This is a genomic window from Streptomyces sp. 12E (assembly GCF_055633275.1).
In genome coordinates this window covers 6,883,719-6,900,955 of the sequence record NZ_JBVNCJ010000001.1, presented here as the reverse complement: position 1 = coordinate 6,900,955, position 17,237 = coordinate 6,883,719, and the positions used below count along the sequence as shown (strand labels likewise).

Here is a 17,237-nt window from a genome sequence, read left to right as displayed (position 1 = left end):
AAAGGTCACCGGAGCCGCCGGATCTCGCCGCGCACCCGGTAGAAGCCGCCGGCCGCCGGGTGCAGCGCGTCCACGACGTAGCGTGCGCCGGGCACCCGTATCGCCCGCGGGAACTGCACGTTCCAGGAGCCGTCGTAGCCGTCGGAGACGACGTGGACGCGCAGCCGGCCGTTGTGCTGGACGCATTCGACGACGACGGCGCCGGAGGGGGCCTGTGCGACGGTCGCCACCGCGGTCGCGGCCGTGGCCGGCGCGTAGGTCGGCAGGGCCGCGGCGAGCTTGACGTCCCGTGCGACCGGCACCGTGCCCTGCTGCGCCGCGGCGACGGCGGCCTCGCTCGCGTCCACGCACACCAGCGAGCCGTCCGTGGTCACCAGGTAGAGCCGCTCGTCGCGGTACTGCATGGACAGCGCCGATCCGCCTCCCGTGCCGAGCTTCCACAGGCGCGTGCCGTCCCGGTCGAAGCAGTAGACGGACGACGCGGCGTCGCCGGCGAAGACGAACCGTCCGCCCGGGGAGGTGGCGCAGGAGTACACGGCGCTGTCGCAGGCGTAGGTGGCCTCGACGGCGCCGGTCGTCTTCGACAGCCGCTGCACCACGCGGTGCGCCGTACCGGCGTAGACGGTGTCGTCCTCCTGCCAGCCGAACAGCACCCCGCCTCGGGTGGGGGTGTGCCACAACTCGCCGCCGCCGTCGGGCGCGTAGGCCGTGACGCCCCCGTGGTGGCCGTGGTAGACGGCCCGGTCGTCGGCGCGGACCATCCAGGCGTGCTCGCCCTGGCTGCGGCGGGTCCACTGGTGCTCGTCCTCGTGGTCGATGACGGTGAGGCGGCCGGCGCGGTCCGAGACGTTCAGCACGCCCTCGTGGATGTCCAGCCAGAAGATGTCGACGTCCGCGGCGATGTCGTAGGCGGCGAACGGCAGCTTCGAGGAGAGGTCGTAGACCCGGCCGTCGTCGCAGCCCGCGTAGATCCAGAAGTCGTCCGCGACCAGGCACTTCACACCGTCCGGCAGGCTGAAGCGGGCCAGTACCTCGCCCTCGTGGTCCAGGGTGAAGACGTCGCCGGACTGATTGCCGACCCAGCAGCGCTCGTCGTCGACGTGGATGCCGAACGCCGAGGAGCCGGTGCCGAACCGCCACAGCACGGGGGCCACGGCACGCGCGGTGGACGGGGCCGAGGCCACCTGACGGCGGGTCACCGCGCGCGGGGCCCGCTGTCCCCGCACCGCCGGCGCGTAGCCCTTGCGGACCTTCTCCCCCACCTTCCTGGCCGCGGCGGCCTGCGCCTTCGCGACCGTGGGGAACGTCGTCGTCTGGGTCTGTCCCGTCGCGCCGATCCTGCCGTAACGCACCGTCACCGTCCGGTCGTCGACCGTCACTTCGTAGAACTTGTGCGCGGCGCCGTCCTCCTGCGACAGCTCCAGATACGTCGTCGTCACCGTGGCACCAGCGGACATGGCGAAGCCCTTCCCGGACGGAACCCGCGGCCGTTCCGCCGGGTCCTACTGATCGAACCGTAGGCGCAGCCACTGACAATGGTGTCGGCCGTCGTCGCCGGCCAGTCGCCCCCGCACGAACGAACGGACCCATGAACGCCGCAACGCTGCTGGACGTCCTGCTGGACGCCGCCCTCCGCGCCCCCGACCAGGTGGTCGTCCACGTCCGGGGGGACGGCGGTGAAACACCCGTCACCTTCCGGCGGCTGCTGGAGGACTCCCTGCGCGTCGCGGGCGGTTACCGTGACGCGGGAGTCGTGCCGGGCACCTGCGTGCCGGTGGTCGCGGACCGCGGCGAGGACTTCCAGCCCCTGTTCTGGGGCGCGCTCGCGGCTGGTCTGGTGCCAGTGCCGCTGGCGCCCGACGTGCGGCGGGTCCGCCCCGTGTGGGAGCACCTCGGCCGTCCCCCGGTCGCGGTGGACGAGGCCTGCGCCGACGTGGCCGGCCGGCTCCCGGACGGCGCCCGCGTCCTGCGGCTGGAGGAGCTGCGGACGTCCCGCGCCGTGGAGTCGCCCGCCACCGCCGCCCCGGACGACCTGGCGTTCCTGCAGTTCTCCTCCGGCAGCACCGGGGCGCCCAAGGGCGTGGAGCTGACCCACGCCGCCGTGCTGGCCAACCTCCGCCAGCTGATCGGGGCCGCCGCGCTCACCGACCGGGACGTGGTGGTCAGCTGGATGCCGTACTTCCACGACATGGGGCTCATCGGCACCCATCTGGCGCCGCTCGCCGCGCGGGCCAAGCAGGTGCGGATCGCCCCGCTGTCGTTCGCGAAGAACCCCCGGCTGTGGTTCGACGTGGCCGCCGCGCACCGGGCCACCCTGCTGTCCGCCGCCAACTTCGCCCTGGCGCTGACCGTCCGCCGGGTCCCCGAGGAGGTGTTCGCCGGGCTCGATCTGAGCACGGTACGGCTGCTGCTGGTGGGTGCCGAGCCGATCTCGTCGACGGTGTGGCGGGACTTCACCGCCAGGACCCGGCCGTCCGGGCTCGACCCCCGGGCGGCGACGCCCGTGTACGGACTGGCCGAGGCGACCCTGGCCGTCACGTTCCCGCCGCCGGGCGAGGTGGCCGCGCCCGTGGCGCTGGAGCGTGCCGCGCTCAGCCGGGGACGGGCGGTGGAGTGCGAACCGGGCGGCGACGCCGTGGAGCTGATGGACGTGGGACTGCCGGTGCCGGGGTGCTCGGTACGGGTCACCGACGACCGCGGCCGTCCGCTGGGCGACCGGCGGGTGGGGCACGTCGAGGTGCGTGGTCCGCAGGTCGCCCGGGGGTACCACGGTCTGCCGGAGGCGACGGCGGCCGCCTTCGCCGACGGCTGGCTGCGCACCGGCGACCTCGGTTTCCTCCGGGACGGCCGGCTGTGCGTCAGCGGCCGGCACAAGGACGTGCTCTTCGTCAACGGCCGTACGTTCCACGCACCGGACATGGAGGAGGTGGCGGCGGCCACGCCCGGGGTGCCGTCCGGGACGACGGCGGTGATCGGGTCGACCGACCCGGTGACCGGCGGGGAGCGGGTGGTGGTGTTCGTGGCCTGGGCCCGGCCGCCGCACTCCGCGGCCGGGGTGCTGGACCGGGTCGCGGGGCGGGTGCGGGCGGCGCTGGGCCACGACGACGTGCGGGTGTTCGCGCTGCCGCCGTCCGCCTTCCCGCGCACGACCAGCGGCAAGGTGCAGCGGCAGCGGATGCGGTCGCGGTTCGAGGAGGGGACGTACCGGCCGACGGCCGCCTCCGGGGCGGCCCCGGCGCACCGGGAGCCTCGGCGGCCGTCCGGGGGCCCGGCGCCGGCGCCCCGCTCCCGCGCGCAGGTGCGGGGCGTGGTGCGGGAGGTCTGGGCGAAGGTGCTGGGGATACCGGAGCCCTCGTTCGGGGACCGGGACCGGTTCGCCGAGCTGGGCGGCGGCTCGCTCAAGGCGATGGAGGCGCTCGCCGAGCTGGAACGGGCGCTGGACGTGACGCTCGGACCGGCCGTGATGCGCGACGACACGGTGGCCGCTCTCACCGACCACCTCCTGGACGCGGCGGGACGAGAGGCCTGCGGACGCCGGGAGTCCGCGGACGGTGCGCCGGCCCGGAGCGCGCAGACCGCCGTGGTGGGACTGGCCTGCCGGTTCCCCGGCGCCGGTACGCCGGAGGAGTTCTGGGAGCTGCTCACCGCCGGCCGCGACGCCGTGACGACGGTGCCCGCGGGACGCTGGGGCACGGCCGGGACGGCGGAGGACGGACGGTGGGGCGCCTTCCTGGACGACCCCGCCGCCTTCGACGCCGGGCACTTCGGGATCGGCGCCGAGGAGGCGCGCGCGCTCGACCCGCAGGCCCGGATCTTCCTCGAACTCGCCCACGAGGCACTGGAACGCGCCGGATACGCCGGACCGCGCCGACGCGGCCTGCGGATCGGCGTCTTCGCCGCCGTCGGCGACAGCGGCTACCGGCAGGTCCTCGCCGAGGCCGGACCCGGCGCCGCGCCGCCGGCCGCGGCCGCCCTGACCGGCAACCTCCCCAATCTCGTCGCCGCCCGCGTGGCGCACTGTCTCGACCTGGACGGCCCGGCGCTGGCCGTGGACACCGCCTGCTCCTCGGGCCTGGTGGCCCTGCACCTGGCCCGGCGCAGCCTCGCGGACGGCGAGTGCGACATCGCGGTCGTCGGCGGCGTCAACCTGCATCTGACCCCGGACGCGCACCGGTCCCTGGAAGCGGCGCAGGCCCTGTCGCCGACCGGGCGCGGCCGCGCCTTCGGCGCGGCGGCCGACGGGTTCGTACCGGGCGAGGGCGGGGCGGCACTCGTCGTACGGCCTCTGGCGGAGGCCCACCGTGACGACGACACGGTGCTCGCCGTCGTCCGCGGCACCGCCGTCAACAACGACGGCACGTCGCTGAGCCTGCTGGCGCCCAATCCGCTGCGCCAGCGGGAGGTGATCACCCGCGCCTACCGGGACTGCGGCGTCGACCCGGCGTCGGTGACCTACGTCGAGGCGCACGGCACGGGCACGGCCGTCGGCGACCCGATCGAACTGCGGTCCCTGGCGCACGCCTTCCCGCCCCGCCCGGACGGCCGGCCCCGGCTGCTCGGCTCGGTGAAGACCAACATCGGGCACCTGCTGAACGCGGCCGCGCTGCCCTCGCTGGTGAAGGTCGTCCTGGCCCTCGGCCACGGCCGGCTGCCCGCCTCGCTGCACCACACCCCGCCCTCCCCCGCGGTGGAACGGGCCGGGTTCGCCCTGGTCACCGGGGGGACCGACTGGGAGTCGGACGGGCCGCGCAGGGCGGGCGTCAACGCCTTCGGCTTCGGCGGCACCAATGCGCACGCCGTCCTGGAGGAGGCCCCGCCCACGCCGGTGCGCACCGCGCGCCGGGCGGGCGGCGGGCCTCGTCTGCTGACCCTTTCGGCGGGCAGCGCGCAGGGGCTGGAGGCGTGGACGTCACGGCTCGCGGAGCACCTGCGCGACCACCCGGAACTCGACGAGGCCGACGTCTGCGCGACGGCCGGTGCGGCACGGGACGAGCGGTCCCACCGTCTCGCGCTCGTCGCCGACGGCGACCTGCCGGAACGGCTCACCGCGGCGTCCACGGGGCGAGAGGGCGCGATCACCGGGACGGTGACGCACCGGCCCCGTACCGTCTTCGTGCTGCCCGGTCAGGGCGGTCTGCGGCCGGGTCCGGGCGCGGCGCTGTACGCCACGGCACCGGTGTACCGCGCCACGCTCGACGAGGCGTCGGCGGTCGTCGGAGAGGTGTGCGGGCGGACGTTGGCGGACTGGTGCGCCGACGGCGACGTGACCGAGGACGACCTGGCCGCGACGGAGGTGGCACAGCCGCTGCTGGTCGCGCACGGCGTCGCCCTCGCCCGGCAGCTGACCGCCTGGGGCGTACGGCCCGACGCGGTCGTCGGGCACAGCGTCGGCGAACTCGCGGCCGCCTGCGCGGGCGGGATGCTGTCCCTGCGCGAGGCGGTCGCGTTCGCGGCGCGACGGGGCCGGCTCATGGGCGGGTCGACCGCACCGGGCGCCATGGCGGCCGTGCTGGGCGCCGAGGAGCGGGAGGTGTCCGCCCTGGTGGAGGCCTCCGGCGGCGAACTGGCGGTCGCGGCGTACAACGGGCCGGGCCGACTGGTGATCTCCGGCACCCCGGAGGCGGTCGGCCGGGCGTCGCGACGGCTCGCCGGACAGGGCGCGGCGGTCCGTCCGTTGCGGGTGTCGCGCGCTTTCCACTCCCCGCTGATGGAGCCGGTCGCGCAGGCCCTGGCGGACGCGGCCCGCGACCTGGGCCCGACGGCGCCCACGACACCGGTGATGAGCACGCTCACCGCCGCGTGGCAGCCGCCGATGACCCCGGACCACCTGCGCGAACACGCCCTGCGGCCGGTGCGGTTCGACCGGGCGGTGGCGCGTCTGGTGGAGGAGGGCTACGACACGTTCGTGGAACTCGGCCCGGACCGGACGGTCGCGGCGGACGGCGACGTCTTCGTGGTGTCCGTGCCGACGGGCGGGCCACGGGAGTTGCTGGAGGTCGTGGCGCGGCTGTGGACCCGAGGCGTACCACTGGACCGTACGGCCCTCGACGAGGGCCGCCGCCGGGTCCCGCTCCCGCCGTACCCGTACCGGCGGCGCAGGTACTGGCCCGAAGCCGCGACACAGGGCTTGCTGCACGACGTCGTGTGGCGAAGCGCGCGCCCCCGCCCCGCCCCGGCGCACCCCGGCGGCGCCGTCGCGGTGACCGGCGCGGATCCGGCGGCGGCACACCGGCTGGCGGACCGGCTCGCCGTCCACGGCGTGCGCGCGGTCACGGCGGCGGACGGCACCGAGTCCATAGAAACCGTGATCCTGCTCGCCGACACGGCTCGACCGCGAACGGCCGCGGACCTCGCCGCACACCAGCGCGACGCGATCACGGCGTTGAAGGACGCGCTCGTCCTGCTCGACCGCACCGGCGCCCACCGCCTGCTGGTGGTGACCCGGGACGCGCACGTCACGGGCCGCGGCCCGGAGCGCCCCGACCCCGCCCAGGCGATCCTCGGCGGACTCGCCCTGGCCGTCCCCGAGGAGTCGGAGGCGATCGCGAACTGGATCGACCTCTCCTCCCTCGACGACGAGGAACAGCACCTGCGGGCGCTGCTCGCCGAGACGTCGGCGCCGCAGGCGGAGGGGGCCGTGGCCTGGCGGGCCGGACACCGCTCGGTGCGGACCGTCGTGCCGCGCACCGGGGACCGCACCACCGCCGCGGCCCCCCTGCCCGCCGACGGCACGTTCCTGATCACCGGCGGCGCCGGCGGCCTCGGCTCCGCGCTCGCCCGGCAACTCGCCGGCCGGGCCCGTCCCGTCCTGGTACTGGCCGGCCGCTCCCCCCACCCGCCCCGGGGCCTGCTGGAAGAGCTCACCGCGCTCGGCGCCGACGCCCGCTACGCGACGGCCGACCTCGCCGTGCCCGAGGACGTCGAGCGGCTCGTCGCCGGCCTCCCCCCGCTGGACGCCGTCTTCCACGCGGCCGGAGTCGCCCGGCCCGGCAGCCTGCGCGGGACGGACGTGCGGGAGACGGCGGACGCGCTGGGCGCGAAGACGCTCGGCACCGTCCTGCTGGCCGAGGCGCTGGACCGGCACGGGCAGCGCCCCGGGGTGTGCGTCGCGTTCTCGTCGGTGTCGTCGGTGCTTCCTGGCCTGGCCGGCGCCCTGGGCGCGTACGCGGCGGCGAACGCCTTCCTCGACTCCTTCGCCGGCGCCGAGCGGCGGGCGGGCCGCCCGTGGCTGTCGGTGAACCTCGGGCCGTTCGACGGGACGGGCCTCGCCGCCGGGGGCGTCGGCGGCGGCGCGACCGCCGCGGGCCGGCCGCTGGCGACGGCGCCCGCCCTGGCGGCCCTGCGGTCGGTCTGCGGCACGGAGGCGGCACAGCTGGTCCTCGCCGATCTGACGCCCCTGACGCCCCTGGCGCCCCAGGCCGCCCCGGTTCCGCCGCCCACGGCCGGCAAGACGAGCGGGCGGCCCCCGGCCTCCTCCGGTACGGCCGCGGTCCTGCGGGAGCTGCTGGCGCGGACCCTCGAGGTCCCGGCGGCGGCGGTCGACGACGACACGCCGTTCCTGTCCCTGGGCCTGGACTCGCTGGGCGCCGTCGATCTCGTCAAACGGCTGGAGCGGGAGCTGGGGCGGTCCCTGCCCACCACGCTCTTCTTCGAGCACCGGACCGTACGCGAACTCGCCGCCCACCTCGACGACCGGTCCCCGGACCGCCCGGACGGCGAGCCCTTCGCGCTGACGCCCGTCCAGCTCGCGCTGCACACCAGCAGCCTGCTGCACCCGGACGTCCCGGCCCGCGGCCATCTGCGGCTGACGGTCCGCGGCCCGCTCGACACCGGCGTCCTCGGCCGGGCGCTGGCCCACCTGGCGCAGCGGCACGGCATGCTGCGGTTGCGGGTGGACACCTCGGGCGGACGGCCCGCGCAGCGGGTGGCGGCGCCGGTTCCGGTGACGGACTGGTACGAGGTGCTGGACTGCGCCGCCGAGGACGTGGCCGGCGTCGAGTCCGCCGTGTGCAACCGGCCCTTCGACCTGACGGCGGGTCCGCCGGTACGCGCCGTGCTGCTCCGCCAGGAGCCGGAACTCGCCCATCTGCTGCTGGTCGTGCACCACGCGGCCGTCGACGGGTACAGCCTCAACCTCCTCGCCGAGGAACTGTGGGCCGCGTACACCGCGCTGTGGCGCGGGGAGTCCGCACCGCGACAGGCGGACTCCGCGCCGGACTTCGCGCGGTACGCGGCGGGCGCCCGGCCCTCCGGCGTGCCGGATGCCGTCCGGCGCCACTGGGCTGAGCGTCTCGCCACGCGCGGCGCACCCCTGCGGCTGCCCTACGACGGTGATCCCGACGCTCCGGCGACCGGCCCGATCGTGCAGCACCACGGCGCGTTCGACGCGGAGCTGAGCACCGGTCTCGAACGGCTCGCCGCCGCGCACGGCGTGTCCCTGTTCCACCTGCTCCTCGCCGCGTACGCGCGCTGCCTCGCGCGGTGGACGGGGCGCCGGGACGTCGCCGTGAACGTGGCCAGGGCCGGCCGCGACGACCGCTTCGACGGTGTGGAGCGGCTCGTCGGTCCGCTCGCCGACACCCTGCCGCTGCTGTGCGAGGTGGACGGCGAGGAGCCGGTCGTGGCACTGGCGGAGCGGGTGCGCCGCCTGTGGCTGGAGAGCGAGCGGCACGCCGGGGTGAGCAGCCTGGACCTGGCCGCGTTGCTGCCCGGCGACGGCGCCGGGCCCCGCACGGTGAGCCCGGCGGGCTTCAGCTTCGCCCGGTTCCCGGCCGCGGCGGCCCCCGGCTGCCCGGTGGAGGTGACGGCGACCGCGGCCGGCACCGGGTCGGCGACGACCCGGCTGTCCCTGCTGTGCTGGGCGGACGGTCCGGTGCTGCGCGTGTCGTGGAACTTCCCGGCGCCGCTGTTCGAGCGGGCCACCGTGGCACGTCTGGACCGGGAGTTCCGCGAGGAGCTGGCGGCGCTCGTGCCCACGCCCGGACCGGCGCCGTCCGCGCTGCCCGACGGGCGTCTCCCCCTGGTCACCCGGCTGCTCGACCGGTTCCGTACGCACCCCGGCGCGACCGCCGTCGACGCCGGGGAGGCGTCCCTCACGTACGGGGAGCTCGACCGCGCCACCGCCGCCCTCGCGGCACGGCTGCGTGCCCACGGCGTGCGTCCGGGTGACCTGGTCGGGCTGCTCACCGAGCCGGGCGCGGACACGGTGGTGGGTGTGGTGGGCATCCTGCGGGCCGGGGCCGGCTGGGTCCCGCTGGATCCTGAGCACCCCCGGGCCAGGCTGGCCGATCAGCTGACCCGTACGGGCGCCTCCACGGTGGTGTGCCACTCCCCCACCCGGCGCCTCGCCGGGACCCTGGCCGGCGTGCGGACGGTGGCGGCCGGCGAACCGTCCGGCGACGACGGTCCCACCGTCGCCGCCGCTCCGGATCCCGGGGCGATCGCGTACGTCATCTTCACCTCCGGGTCGACGGGACGCCCGAAGGCGGTGCCGGTCACCCACCGGGCGATGGAGAACTACCTCGACTGGGCCGTCGACACCTTCGGCTACGGCCCCGGCGACCGGCTCGCGCAGACCGCGTCGCCGTGCTTCGACGCCTCGGTGCGCCAGTTGCTCGCCCCGCTGATGGCGGGCGGCACCGTGGTGACCGTGCCCAGGAGCCTGCTGCGGGACCCCGAGCTGTTGCTGGCGCACGTGGAGCGGGCGCGGGTGACCGTGTGGAGTTCCGTTCCGACGCTGTGGGAGCAGTTGCTGTCGGCCGCCGAGGCGCGGGCCGCGCGGGGCGTGGAGCCGGTGGACCTGTCGGCGCTGCGCTGGGTGCACGTCGGCGGTGAGGCGCTGCCCGTGGAGCACGTGCGGCGCTGGTTCGACCTGTTCGGGAGCGGCACGCGCATCGCGAACCTGTACGGGCCGACCGAGACGACCGTCAACGCCGCCTGCCACGTCATCGGGGCGCGTCCGGGGGACGAGGTGCGGCGGCTGCCGATCGGGCGGTCCGCGGCCGGCGCCCTGCTGGAGGTGGTCGACGCCGACGGCGCCGTGTGCGAGGCGGGCGAGGCCGGGGAGCTGCTCATCGCGGGCGTCGGTCTGACCCCCGGCTACCTGGGCGAACCGGAGCTGACCGCGCGGGCGTTCACGATGCGCGGGGGGAGGCGCTGGTACCGCAGCGGGGACCGGGTGCGCCGGTCGGCGGACGGCGTCCTGGAGTTCCTGGGGCGGCTCGACGACCAGGTGAAGATCCGCGGGAACCGGGTGGAGCCGGGGGAGGTGGAGGCGGCGCTGCAGACCTGTCCCGGTGTCGGACGGGCCGTGGTGCTCGCGCACGGGGGGCGGCTGCTCGCCTTCGTCACCACCCGGCGGGGGGCCGAACGGCCGGTCGCGGGTGAGGTGCGCCGGCATCTGGCCGGTCTGCTGCCGTCGTACATGGTCCCGGCGCGGATCACTCCCGTCGACGCGCTGCCGCTGACCGGAACCGGCAAGGTCGACCGGTCGGCGCTGCCGGCGACGGCTGCCGGGGCCGTCTCCGACGGTCCGGACACGTCGTCCGGTGACGGGCGGACTCCCCCGGTCACGGCGACCGAGCGCCGGCTGGCGGCGATCTGGTGCGCGGTGCTGCGGGTGACCGCCGTGTGCCGGGAGGACGACTTCTTCGAACTGGGCGGCGATTCACTGCTCGTCCTGGAGGTGTTCGCCCGGCTCGCGGAGCGGTCGGGACCGCTGCCCCGGCCGACCGTGGTCTACCGTCACCGCACCCTCGCCGCACTGGCGGGGGCCGTGGACGCCGCCGCGGAAGGGGACGCCGCGGAGGGCCACGCCGTGGCCGGGGACGCCGAGCCCGTCCCGGCCGGCGACCGGGAACCGGGGCCGTTCCCGGTCACCCCCGGTCAGCGCGGTTTCCTCCTCGCCGAGGCGCTCTCGCCGGGTGGCGGGACGTGGCTGGCGCGGCTCAGGCTGTCCGGGCCGCTGGACCCGGACCTCTTCCAGCGGGCGGTGGACGTGCTGGTGGAGCGCCACGGCATGCTGCGCACCGTCTTTCCCGCCGGGGCCCGGCCGCCCGTCCAGCAGGAGCTGCCCCGGTCGCTGCGGCTGCCGGTCGACTTCGAGACGGTCGCCGGCCCCGCCGAGGTGGACGAGCGGGCCGTGGCCGAGGCCGAACGGCGTCTGGAACCCTGGGCGTGGCCGCTGCTGCGGCTTCGGGTGCTCACCCTGGAGCGGGAGGAGCACGTCCTGCTGGTGCACGCGCACCATCTCATCGGCGACGGTTACAGCTCGGCGCTGCTGATACGGGAACTCACCGAGGTGTACGACCGGCTGGCGGACGGTGCGGAGCCGGGACCGCCCGCGCTGCGGGCCGGCTTCCGCCACCACGCCCTGGCGGTGGCCGGGTCCGGCACCGGTACACCGGTCCCGGCGGGACACCGGGCCCGGGCGGACCGGCTGAACGCCCCCTACCGGCCGCCGGTGCTGCGTACCGCGGCCGTGGACGGCGACCAGCGCTTCGAGTCGGCCGAGTTCACGCTCGACGCGACGCTGACGGCCGCCCTGCGCGAGGTCGCCTCGGCCGCGCGGACCACGCTGTACGCACCGCTGCTGACCGCCTACTACCAGGAGTTGACGGCGTTGACGAGCCGGCCGGACCTGGTCGTGGGCCTGGCGGTCAGCGGCCGGGACCGTGCGCTGCCCGACGCGCACCGCATCTTCGGGCCGTTCGCCACCGCCGTGCCCGTGCGGCCGGCCGGGGCGGCCGGGGCACCCCTGGCGGACGAGGAGTTCGGTGACGCGCTGCGCCGGATCGTGGCGGAGGCCGAGGAGGCGCGCGCCCACGAGGACGTGGTGCCCCGGCACGCCGACGGCCTGCCCGTGACGTCGCAGTTCTTCTTCACCCACCTCGACTTCGCCGCGCTGGCCCCGCGGGGCGGCGGCGCGCTGCGGGTGTCGTGGGAGGCGGGGGACAGCATGTTCCTGCCGCCTTCGTCGGCGACGGACCTGTTCATGGCGGTGCGGCCGGACGGTGACGGGCTGCGGGTCACGGTCCGGGGCTGTGCCGCCGCGTTCTCGCCGACCGCGCTCGACGGGTTCGTCCGCTCGGTGCGCGACCGTCTGGTGCGGGCGGCCGGGAACCGCCGGGTCGTGGTGCCCCCGCCGGGGAAGCGGCGGGGGACGATGGACGCGGCCCTGGTCGGCTACCTGCCGGCGCCGGGGCATCTCGCACGGCTGGCCGGCCTGCCCGAGGCGGCGCTGCCCCGGGCCGAGGTGCGCGACCTGCTGTTCCCCGACGGCGGCCCGAGGCTGCTGGAGACCGTGCGCACACCGCTGGGCAGGTCGGGTTTCGTGTGCGTGCCGCTGTTCGCCGACGAACTCGGGCGGGGGGCCGGTCTGGTGGACCACACCGCTCGCGCGGTGTCGCTGGCCGCCTCCCTGGGCGCGCGCTGCGTGTCCCTCGCCGGGATGATCCCGTCGCTGACCGGCTACGGCTTCGACGTGCTGCGGCACCGGCAGTACCCGTCGGCGGTGACGACGGGGCACGCGGCGACGGTGGTGTCGGTGGTCAGGACCGTGCACGCGGCGCTGGACGCGACCGGCCGGGATCTCGCGGACCTGGAGGTGGCGTTCGCCGGGCTGGGCTCGATCGGTGCGTCCTCGCTCGAGCTGCTGCTGTCCCTGGCCGCCCGCCCGCCCCGGCGTCTGCTGCTGTGCGACGTGCGCGGCAGCGGGCCACGGCTGGGGGAGCTCGGCCGTCGGCTGAGGGAACGCGGGCTGGCGGGCGAGGTGGAGGTCGTCGAGGCGGGGCGGATGCTGCCGGACGCCGTGCACGCCGCGGATCTGCTGGTGACGGCGGTGAGCGGGGCGACGGCGGTGCTCGACGTCGACCGGCTCCGGCCCGGTGCCGTCGTGGTCGACGATTCCTTCCCGCACTGCTTCGACACCGGGCGGGCCCTCGCCCGTATGCGGGAACGGAGCGACGTCCTGGTCCTGGGCGGCGGGCTGCTGCACGTCGGCCGCACCGGCCGGGAGGTCGCCGCCGACCTCCCGGCCGCGGTGGCGGCCGGCCACCTCGCCCAGCCCTGGATCGAGGGGACCCTGGCCTCCTGCCGCACCGAGTCCCTGCTGCGTGCCTCGGACGACCGGCTGCCGCTGGTGCACGGCCTGGTGGACGCGGCGGTGGCGCGGGCCCACTGGGACGCCATGGAGGAAGCCGGGGTCACGGCGGCGCCGCTGCACCTGCTCGGTCACCTCGTCGGCCCCGCACTGGGCGCGGGTCTTTCCGGGCCGACGTCAGACGCCGAACTCCGTCGGTGACAGGCCGAGGGCCGAGCAGGCGTCGCGCACGGCGTACTGCTCGGCCGGCTCGAAGCTGCCGTCGGCCCCGGCGACGACGAGGCCGGTCTGGACGACGGCCCGGGCCTCGACCGGCTTCTTCGCCGCCTTGGCGATGTCCTCCAGCGCCTTGGCCTTGCCCAGTTCGAAGTTGGCCGTGAGCCGGTCCACGTGCTCGTTGAACCGCTTGCGGAGCTGGTCCGCCGGGAAGTTCTGCAGCACCTCGTTGGAGGCGATGAGTTCCTCCACGCGCTGCCGCTCGGCCGGGTCGACCCGGCCGTCGGCCGCGGCGACCAGCGCGCACATCGCCATGCTGGCGTCCCGGTAGGCGCCGCTCTTGAGCTCCGCCTTGGCCGACGCGAGCTGGGACTTGAACAACCCCATCAGCTGGGCCTTGGAGCCGCCGCTCGAGGAGGAGCCGTGCCCGTGCTGCTGTCCGCCCCCCGTCCGTGCGCCCTGGGACTGCTGGAGTGCCTTGGCCTGTTCCTTGAGCCGGTCGAACATCGCCACTTGGTGCCACCTCTTCTGTCGCTGTCACGGTCCGTCCGGTCAAACGGACGCGGCCGCCACCATGTTCCCCGGCGGTAAAAGAAAAGCAAAGCCGACGGCGCCGGAAACGCGAGCGGCACCCGGGCGCCGTGGCGTGACGCCTTCTCCGGCAACGTCGAACACCTGGCGATCGTCCGGGGCGGCGCCGTGTTCACCTCGCGTCCGTGCCGGCCCGCCGTTCGTACCGGAGTGCGGCGCCCGTCGCGAGAGCGCCGAGGCCCTCCCACACCGCCACGCCGGCGAACGCCGCCGGCGCCCTGTCGCCGATCACGGCGACCGTGAACACCGTGCAGGTCAGCAGCCTGAAGGGCACCGTCCAGCGGAAGAAGGCCCGCCAGTCGGCGAGCGCGGCCAGCACGTAGTACACCCCCATGTTGAGCGCCGCCATCGACGACGCCGTCACGAACGCCGGCGTGTGGTCCCCGCTCCCCCGCTCACCGGGCGTGGCGAGGCCGAGCACCGACAGCTGCGCGGCCGGTGAGACCAGGCCCACCGCGCCGAGAACGGCGGCGAGCAGGCCGAACACCGCCATGGTCCAGCCCGGGGCCGAGCGGGGACGTTTCATGGCGTCAGCCCACCGTCCACTTCCGGTCGGCGGCGCCCGTGCAGGTCCAGATCTGCAGGCGGGTGGCGTCGGCGGGGTTGTCGCCGGTCACGTCCAGGCACTTGTCGGCCTGCGGGTTGACGATGTCGCGCGCCCCGGTGACGACCCACGTCTGGCGGCGGCGCCGTTGCAGTCCCACAGCTGCACGGGGGTGCCGTCGGCCGTGCCGCCCGAGGCGACGTCCAGGCACTTGCTCTCCCTTTCCGTACGGCGACCCGGATGCACGGGCACGCCGACCGAGGTCGTGGGGGAAAGGTGCGACCACTTGATTCAAGGAGCGAGATAAGAGGGCGTCAAGCCCCTGGTACGGACCAGGATGCGGTGGTACGGCATCCCGGCCGGTGCCGGGGGACCGTTCACGCCGTCATGCCCCACGAGGTCCGGTGCGCGCAGCCGGGGTCGTGCTCGGTCGCGCACGACGTCCACCAGCGTTCGCAGCACGCGGCCTCCACCTCGCTCCGGGCGAGCGCGGCGGCCGCCGCATCGCGCCACGCCGCCCGGCGCCCCTCCCGCTCCCGCAGGACGGCGACGGCACGCCGCTCGTCGGCGATGACGGTCTCCCGCACGACACCGATCACCGGGGCGAGCGAGGCGACCGTCATCGCGAGGGTGGTCCAGAGAGGGACGGCGCCCCAGGTGCGTACGGCGCAGAAGGAGAGCCAGAGGGCGACGACGACGTACAGGGCGATGAGAGTGCGGCTGCCCCTGCTCATGGCGGGTCCTCCTTCTCGGTCCGTCCGACGGACTTCTGATGCCCCGGATGCGCACGGGCATGACCCCTTGCCGACGGATCGAGCAAGTTCCTTTTCGCGCAGTCGAGTTGTCACCAGACTGCGCCACCGTGCACCACACTGCCCGCAAGGGGGCCGACCGTCGGGGAGCGGGAGCGGGACCTGGCCGCGCACGGACCGGTCGTGGCCGCGGTGGCGGGGACGCTGCCGCTGGTGGGCTGTACCGGCGGGCCGGAGGAGGGGGACGGCGGCGCCTTCCTCCACCGGGTCGGCGACGGGGCCGCCCGCTTCGTCGTCCGCGCGGACGGGATCGGCCGGAGGGCATGACAGGGCACCCGGCCGGGTGGGGGACGGGTGCGCTACATTTTGCTCGCCCTTGACCGCGATCACTCACGATCCCTCACGCTACGGAGCCGGCACCCCCATGAGCGACATCGTCAACGGACTCGGCCGGGCCACCGCCTACGGCGCACTCGGCCTGGTCCTGTTGGTCCTCGGCATCGTCCTGGTGGACGTGCTGACGCCCGGAAAGCTCGGCCGGCAGATCTGGCAGGAGCGCAACCGCAACGCCGCGGTGGTGCTGAGCTCCGCGCTGCTCGGCATCGGCGGGATCGTGTTCACGTCGATCTGGACCACGTACGAGGACTTCGGCAAGGGGCTGGCGTCGACCGCGGCGTTCGGCGTGCTGGGGCTGGTGATGATGGCCGTGGCGTTCCTGGCGGTGGATCTCATCACCCCGGGGCGGCTCGGTGCCACGCTGGTCGAGCCCGAACCCCACCCTGCGGTCTGGGTGACGGCGTCCTGCAACCTCGCGGTGTCCGCCGTCGTTTCGGCGTCCATAGCCTGACGCGGATTCCTCCGCCACCGCCCGGCCTGCGCGTTTCGGGACGCGCAGGCCGGGCGGTGGCGGTTCAGGAGCCGGCGCAGGTGAGCGTGTGCGGCGCCGTCGAGGAGCCGCCGGTGACCGTGAAGCCGAAGACGGTCGTGGAGCCCGGTGCCGCGAAGCCGTTCCAGCCGGTGCCGCGCACCGTGACCGCTCTGCCGGACGCGGGCGTCAGGCCGACGGTCCAGCCGTCGTCGCGAGGACCGCGGCCGTCCGGTCCGAGGAGCGGTGCCGGGGGCAGCGCATCAGTACCTCCGGGAGGGCGGAGCGCTCCCGGGCGGGAAGTTCTTCAGGGGCATGACAAAAATGCCGACGAGCCCGTTGGAGATCGACTCTCTCGGGACCCTGGCGAAAGCCGGAAGCCGCACCTGATCCGCCCCGACGCCGAAGAACTGACCCCGAGACACCACGTCCGGCCGGACCTCGGGAGCGCGACTCTCGCGTGACGTGCGACCGCACTGCCGTTGCGCCCGGCAGCGGGACACGGATCCGGTCGCGGACGGCACGCCGGTGGCACGGCCGAACCGCGGTGCCGCCGCCCCGGTCAGGCCACGCGGGCGCGCTCCCGCACCGGGCGTACCGGCTCCGGCCGGGCGCGGACGGCCGTCTCGGGGCGTGCGGCCGACTGGGCGCGGGCCGCCGACTGGGCGCGGGCGGCGGGGCGGACGCGGTACGTCGTGCGGTGGGGGTCCACCACGGGCTCGCCGAGGGTGATCCGCCCGGCCTCGTGCAACGCGTCGCACTCGGCGGTGGGCAGGGCCGCGTAACAGCCCCCCGCACCGGTGGCCGAGTCGAGCGGGCGCCAGTAGCTGTACCTGCGGCGGCCGTTGGCGTACTCGGTGACGTACGTGGGAGTGCGGGGGTCGGAGATGATGCGCAGCACGTCGGTGCGGGTGGTGTCGGCCGGGGGACGCGGCCGGGAGGGGGCGGCCGGGGTGCGCGGCCGGGAGGGGGCGGCCGGGAACTCGGTCGTTATCGGTGCGCCACGGCGCTGATCCGGTCGGCGGCGCGCGGTCGGCAGGGCGACGAGGGTGTTCGGGCGGTCGACGGTGGCGAGCATCAGCAGGACCTTTCCGGAGCCGGGATACGAGACCGTCTACCCAGCGCGGCGCCGGAGTTGATCTCCTTTTCCGATCATTGTGCAACCTCACA

The 17,237-nt window shown here is 75.6% G+C and carries 9 protein-coding genes and 1 pseudogene; 3 read left to right on the top strand and 7 right to left on the bottom strand.

Going from position 1 to position 17,237, the window contains the following annotated elements:
- Window positions 1–5 precede the first annotated feature (5 nt).
- Window positions 6–1,457: a WGR domain-containing protein gene (locus ACZ8ZB_RS31695; RefSeq protein ID WP_470741020.1), complete on the bottom strand. Its 1,452-nt coding sequence runs from the start codon at window positions 1,455–1,457 to the stop codon at window positions 6–8.
- Window positions 1,458–1,588: 131 nt separating this feature from the next.
- Here ACZ8ZB_RS31695 and ACZ8ZB_RS31690 point away from each other — a divergent pair, with 131 nt between their 5' ends.
- Complete coding sequence (locus ACZ8ZB_RS31690) at window positions 1,589–13,300, top strand: amino acid adenylation domain-containing protein (protein ID WP_470741019.1); 11,712 nt, start codon at window positions 1,589–1,591, stop codon at window positions 13,298–13,300.
- Here the strand turns inward: ACZ8ZB_RS31690 and ACZ8ZB_RS31685 are convergent.
- The 4 genes and pseudogenes from ACZ8ZB_RS31685 to ACZ8ZB_RS31670 all read right to left on the bottom strand — a co-directional run bounded on the left by ACZ8ZB_RS31685 (window position 13,277) and on the right by ACZ8ZB_RS31670 (window position 15,184).
- On the bottom strand, window positions 13,277–13,828 hold the full coding sequence (locus ACZ8ZB_RS31685) for a tellurite resistance TerB family protein (protein WP_470741018.1): 552 nt from the start codon (window positions 13,826–13,828) through the stop codon (window positions 13,277–13,279). The genes ACZ8ZB_RS31690 and ACZ8ZB_RS31685 overlap by 24 nt on opposite strands.
- Before the next feature lie 190 nt (window positions 13,829–14,018).
- Window positions 14,019–14,432 carry a hypothetical protein gene (locus tag ACZ8ZB_RS31680; RefSeq protein ID WP_470741017.1) on the bottom strand — a complete coding sequence of 138 codons (414 nt, stop codon included), beginning with the start codon at window positions 14,430–14,432 and terminating at the stop codon, window positions 14,019–14,021.
- Between the two features lie 4 nt (window positions 14,433–14,436).
- Window positions 14,437–14,663, bottom strand: a pseudogene (locus ACZ8ZB_RS31675) (RICIN domain-containing protein); the annotation flags it as partial.
- A gap of 164 nt (window positions 14,664–14,827) precedes the next feature.
- Entirely contained in the window at window positions 14,828–15,184 is a 357-nt protein-coding gene (locus ACZ8ZB_RS31670) for a hypothetical protein (protein WP_470741016.1), read from the bottom strand.
- A gap of 201 nt (window positions 15,185–15,385) precedes the next feature.
- On the opposite strand from ACZ8ZB_RS31670, the gene ACZ8ZB_RS31665 reads away from it, so the two are divergent.
- Both ACZ8ZB_RS31665 and ACZ8ZB_RS31660 read left to right on the top strand, forming a co-directional pair.
- Window positions 15,386–15,529: a hypothetical protein gene (locus tag ACZ8ZB_RS31665; RefSeq protein WP_470741015.1), complete on the top strand. Its 144-nt coding sequence runs from the start codon at window positions 15,386–15,388 to the stop codon at window positions 15,527–15,529.
- 97 nt (window positions 15,530–15,626) lie between these two features.
- Complete coding sequence (locus ACZ8ZB_RS31660; RefSeq protein ID WP_470741014.1) at window positions 15,627–16,049, top strand: DUF350 domain-containing protein; 423 nt, start codon at window positions 15,627–15,629, stop codon at window positions 16,047–16,049.
- A 64-nt stretch (window positions 16,050–16,113) separates the two neighbouring features.
- Here the strand turns inward: ACZ8ZB_RS31660 and ACZ8ZB_RS31655 are convergent, their stop codons facing one another.
- Both ACZ8ZB_RS31655 and ACZ8ZB_RS31650 read right to left on the bottom strand, forming a co-directional pair.
- Window positions 16,114–16,260, bottom strand: a complete 147-nt coding sequence (locus ACZ8ZB_RS31655) for a cellulose binding domain-containing protein (protein ID WP_470741634.1) — start codon at window positions 16,258–16,260, stop codon at window positions 16,114–16,116.
- Between the two features lie 369 nt (window positions 16,261–16,629).
- Complete coding sequence (locus tag ACZ8ZB_RS31650; RefSeq protein ID WP_470741013.1) at window positions 16,630–17,145, bottom strand: hypothetical protein; 516 nt, start codon at window positions 17,143–17,145, stop codon at window positions 16,630–16,632.
- Window positions 17,146–17,237: the final 92 nt, after the last annotated feature.

Coding starts and splice junctions, on each gene's coding strand:
- ACZ8ZB_RS31695 (WP_470741020.1), bottom strand. CDS start 1,457: ATGTCCGCTGGTGCCACGGTGACGACGACGTATCTGGAGCTGTCGCAG.
- ACZ8ZB_RS31690 (WP_470741019.1), top strand. CDS start 1,589: ATGAACGCCGCAACGCTGCTGGACGTCCTGCTGGACGCCGCCCTCCGC.
- ACZ8ZB_RS31680 (WP_470741017.1), bottom strand. CDS start 14,432: ATGAAACGTCCCCGCTCGGCCCCGGGCTGGACCATGGCGGTGTTCGGC.
- ACZ8ZB_RS31670 (WP_470741016.1), bottom strand. CDS start 15,184: ATGAGCAGGGGCAGCCGCACTCTCATCGCCCTGTACGTCGTCGTCGCC.
- ACZ8ZB_RS31660 (WP_470741014.1), top strand. CDS start 15,627: ATGAGCGACATCGTCAACGGACTCGGCCGGGCCACCGCCTACGGCGCA.
- ACZ8ZB_RS31650 (WP_470741013.1), bottom strand. CDS start 17,145: ATGCTCGCCACCGTCGACCGCCCGAACACCCTCGTCGCCCTGCCGACC.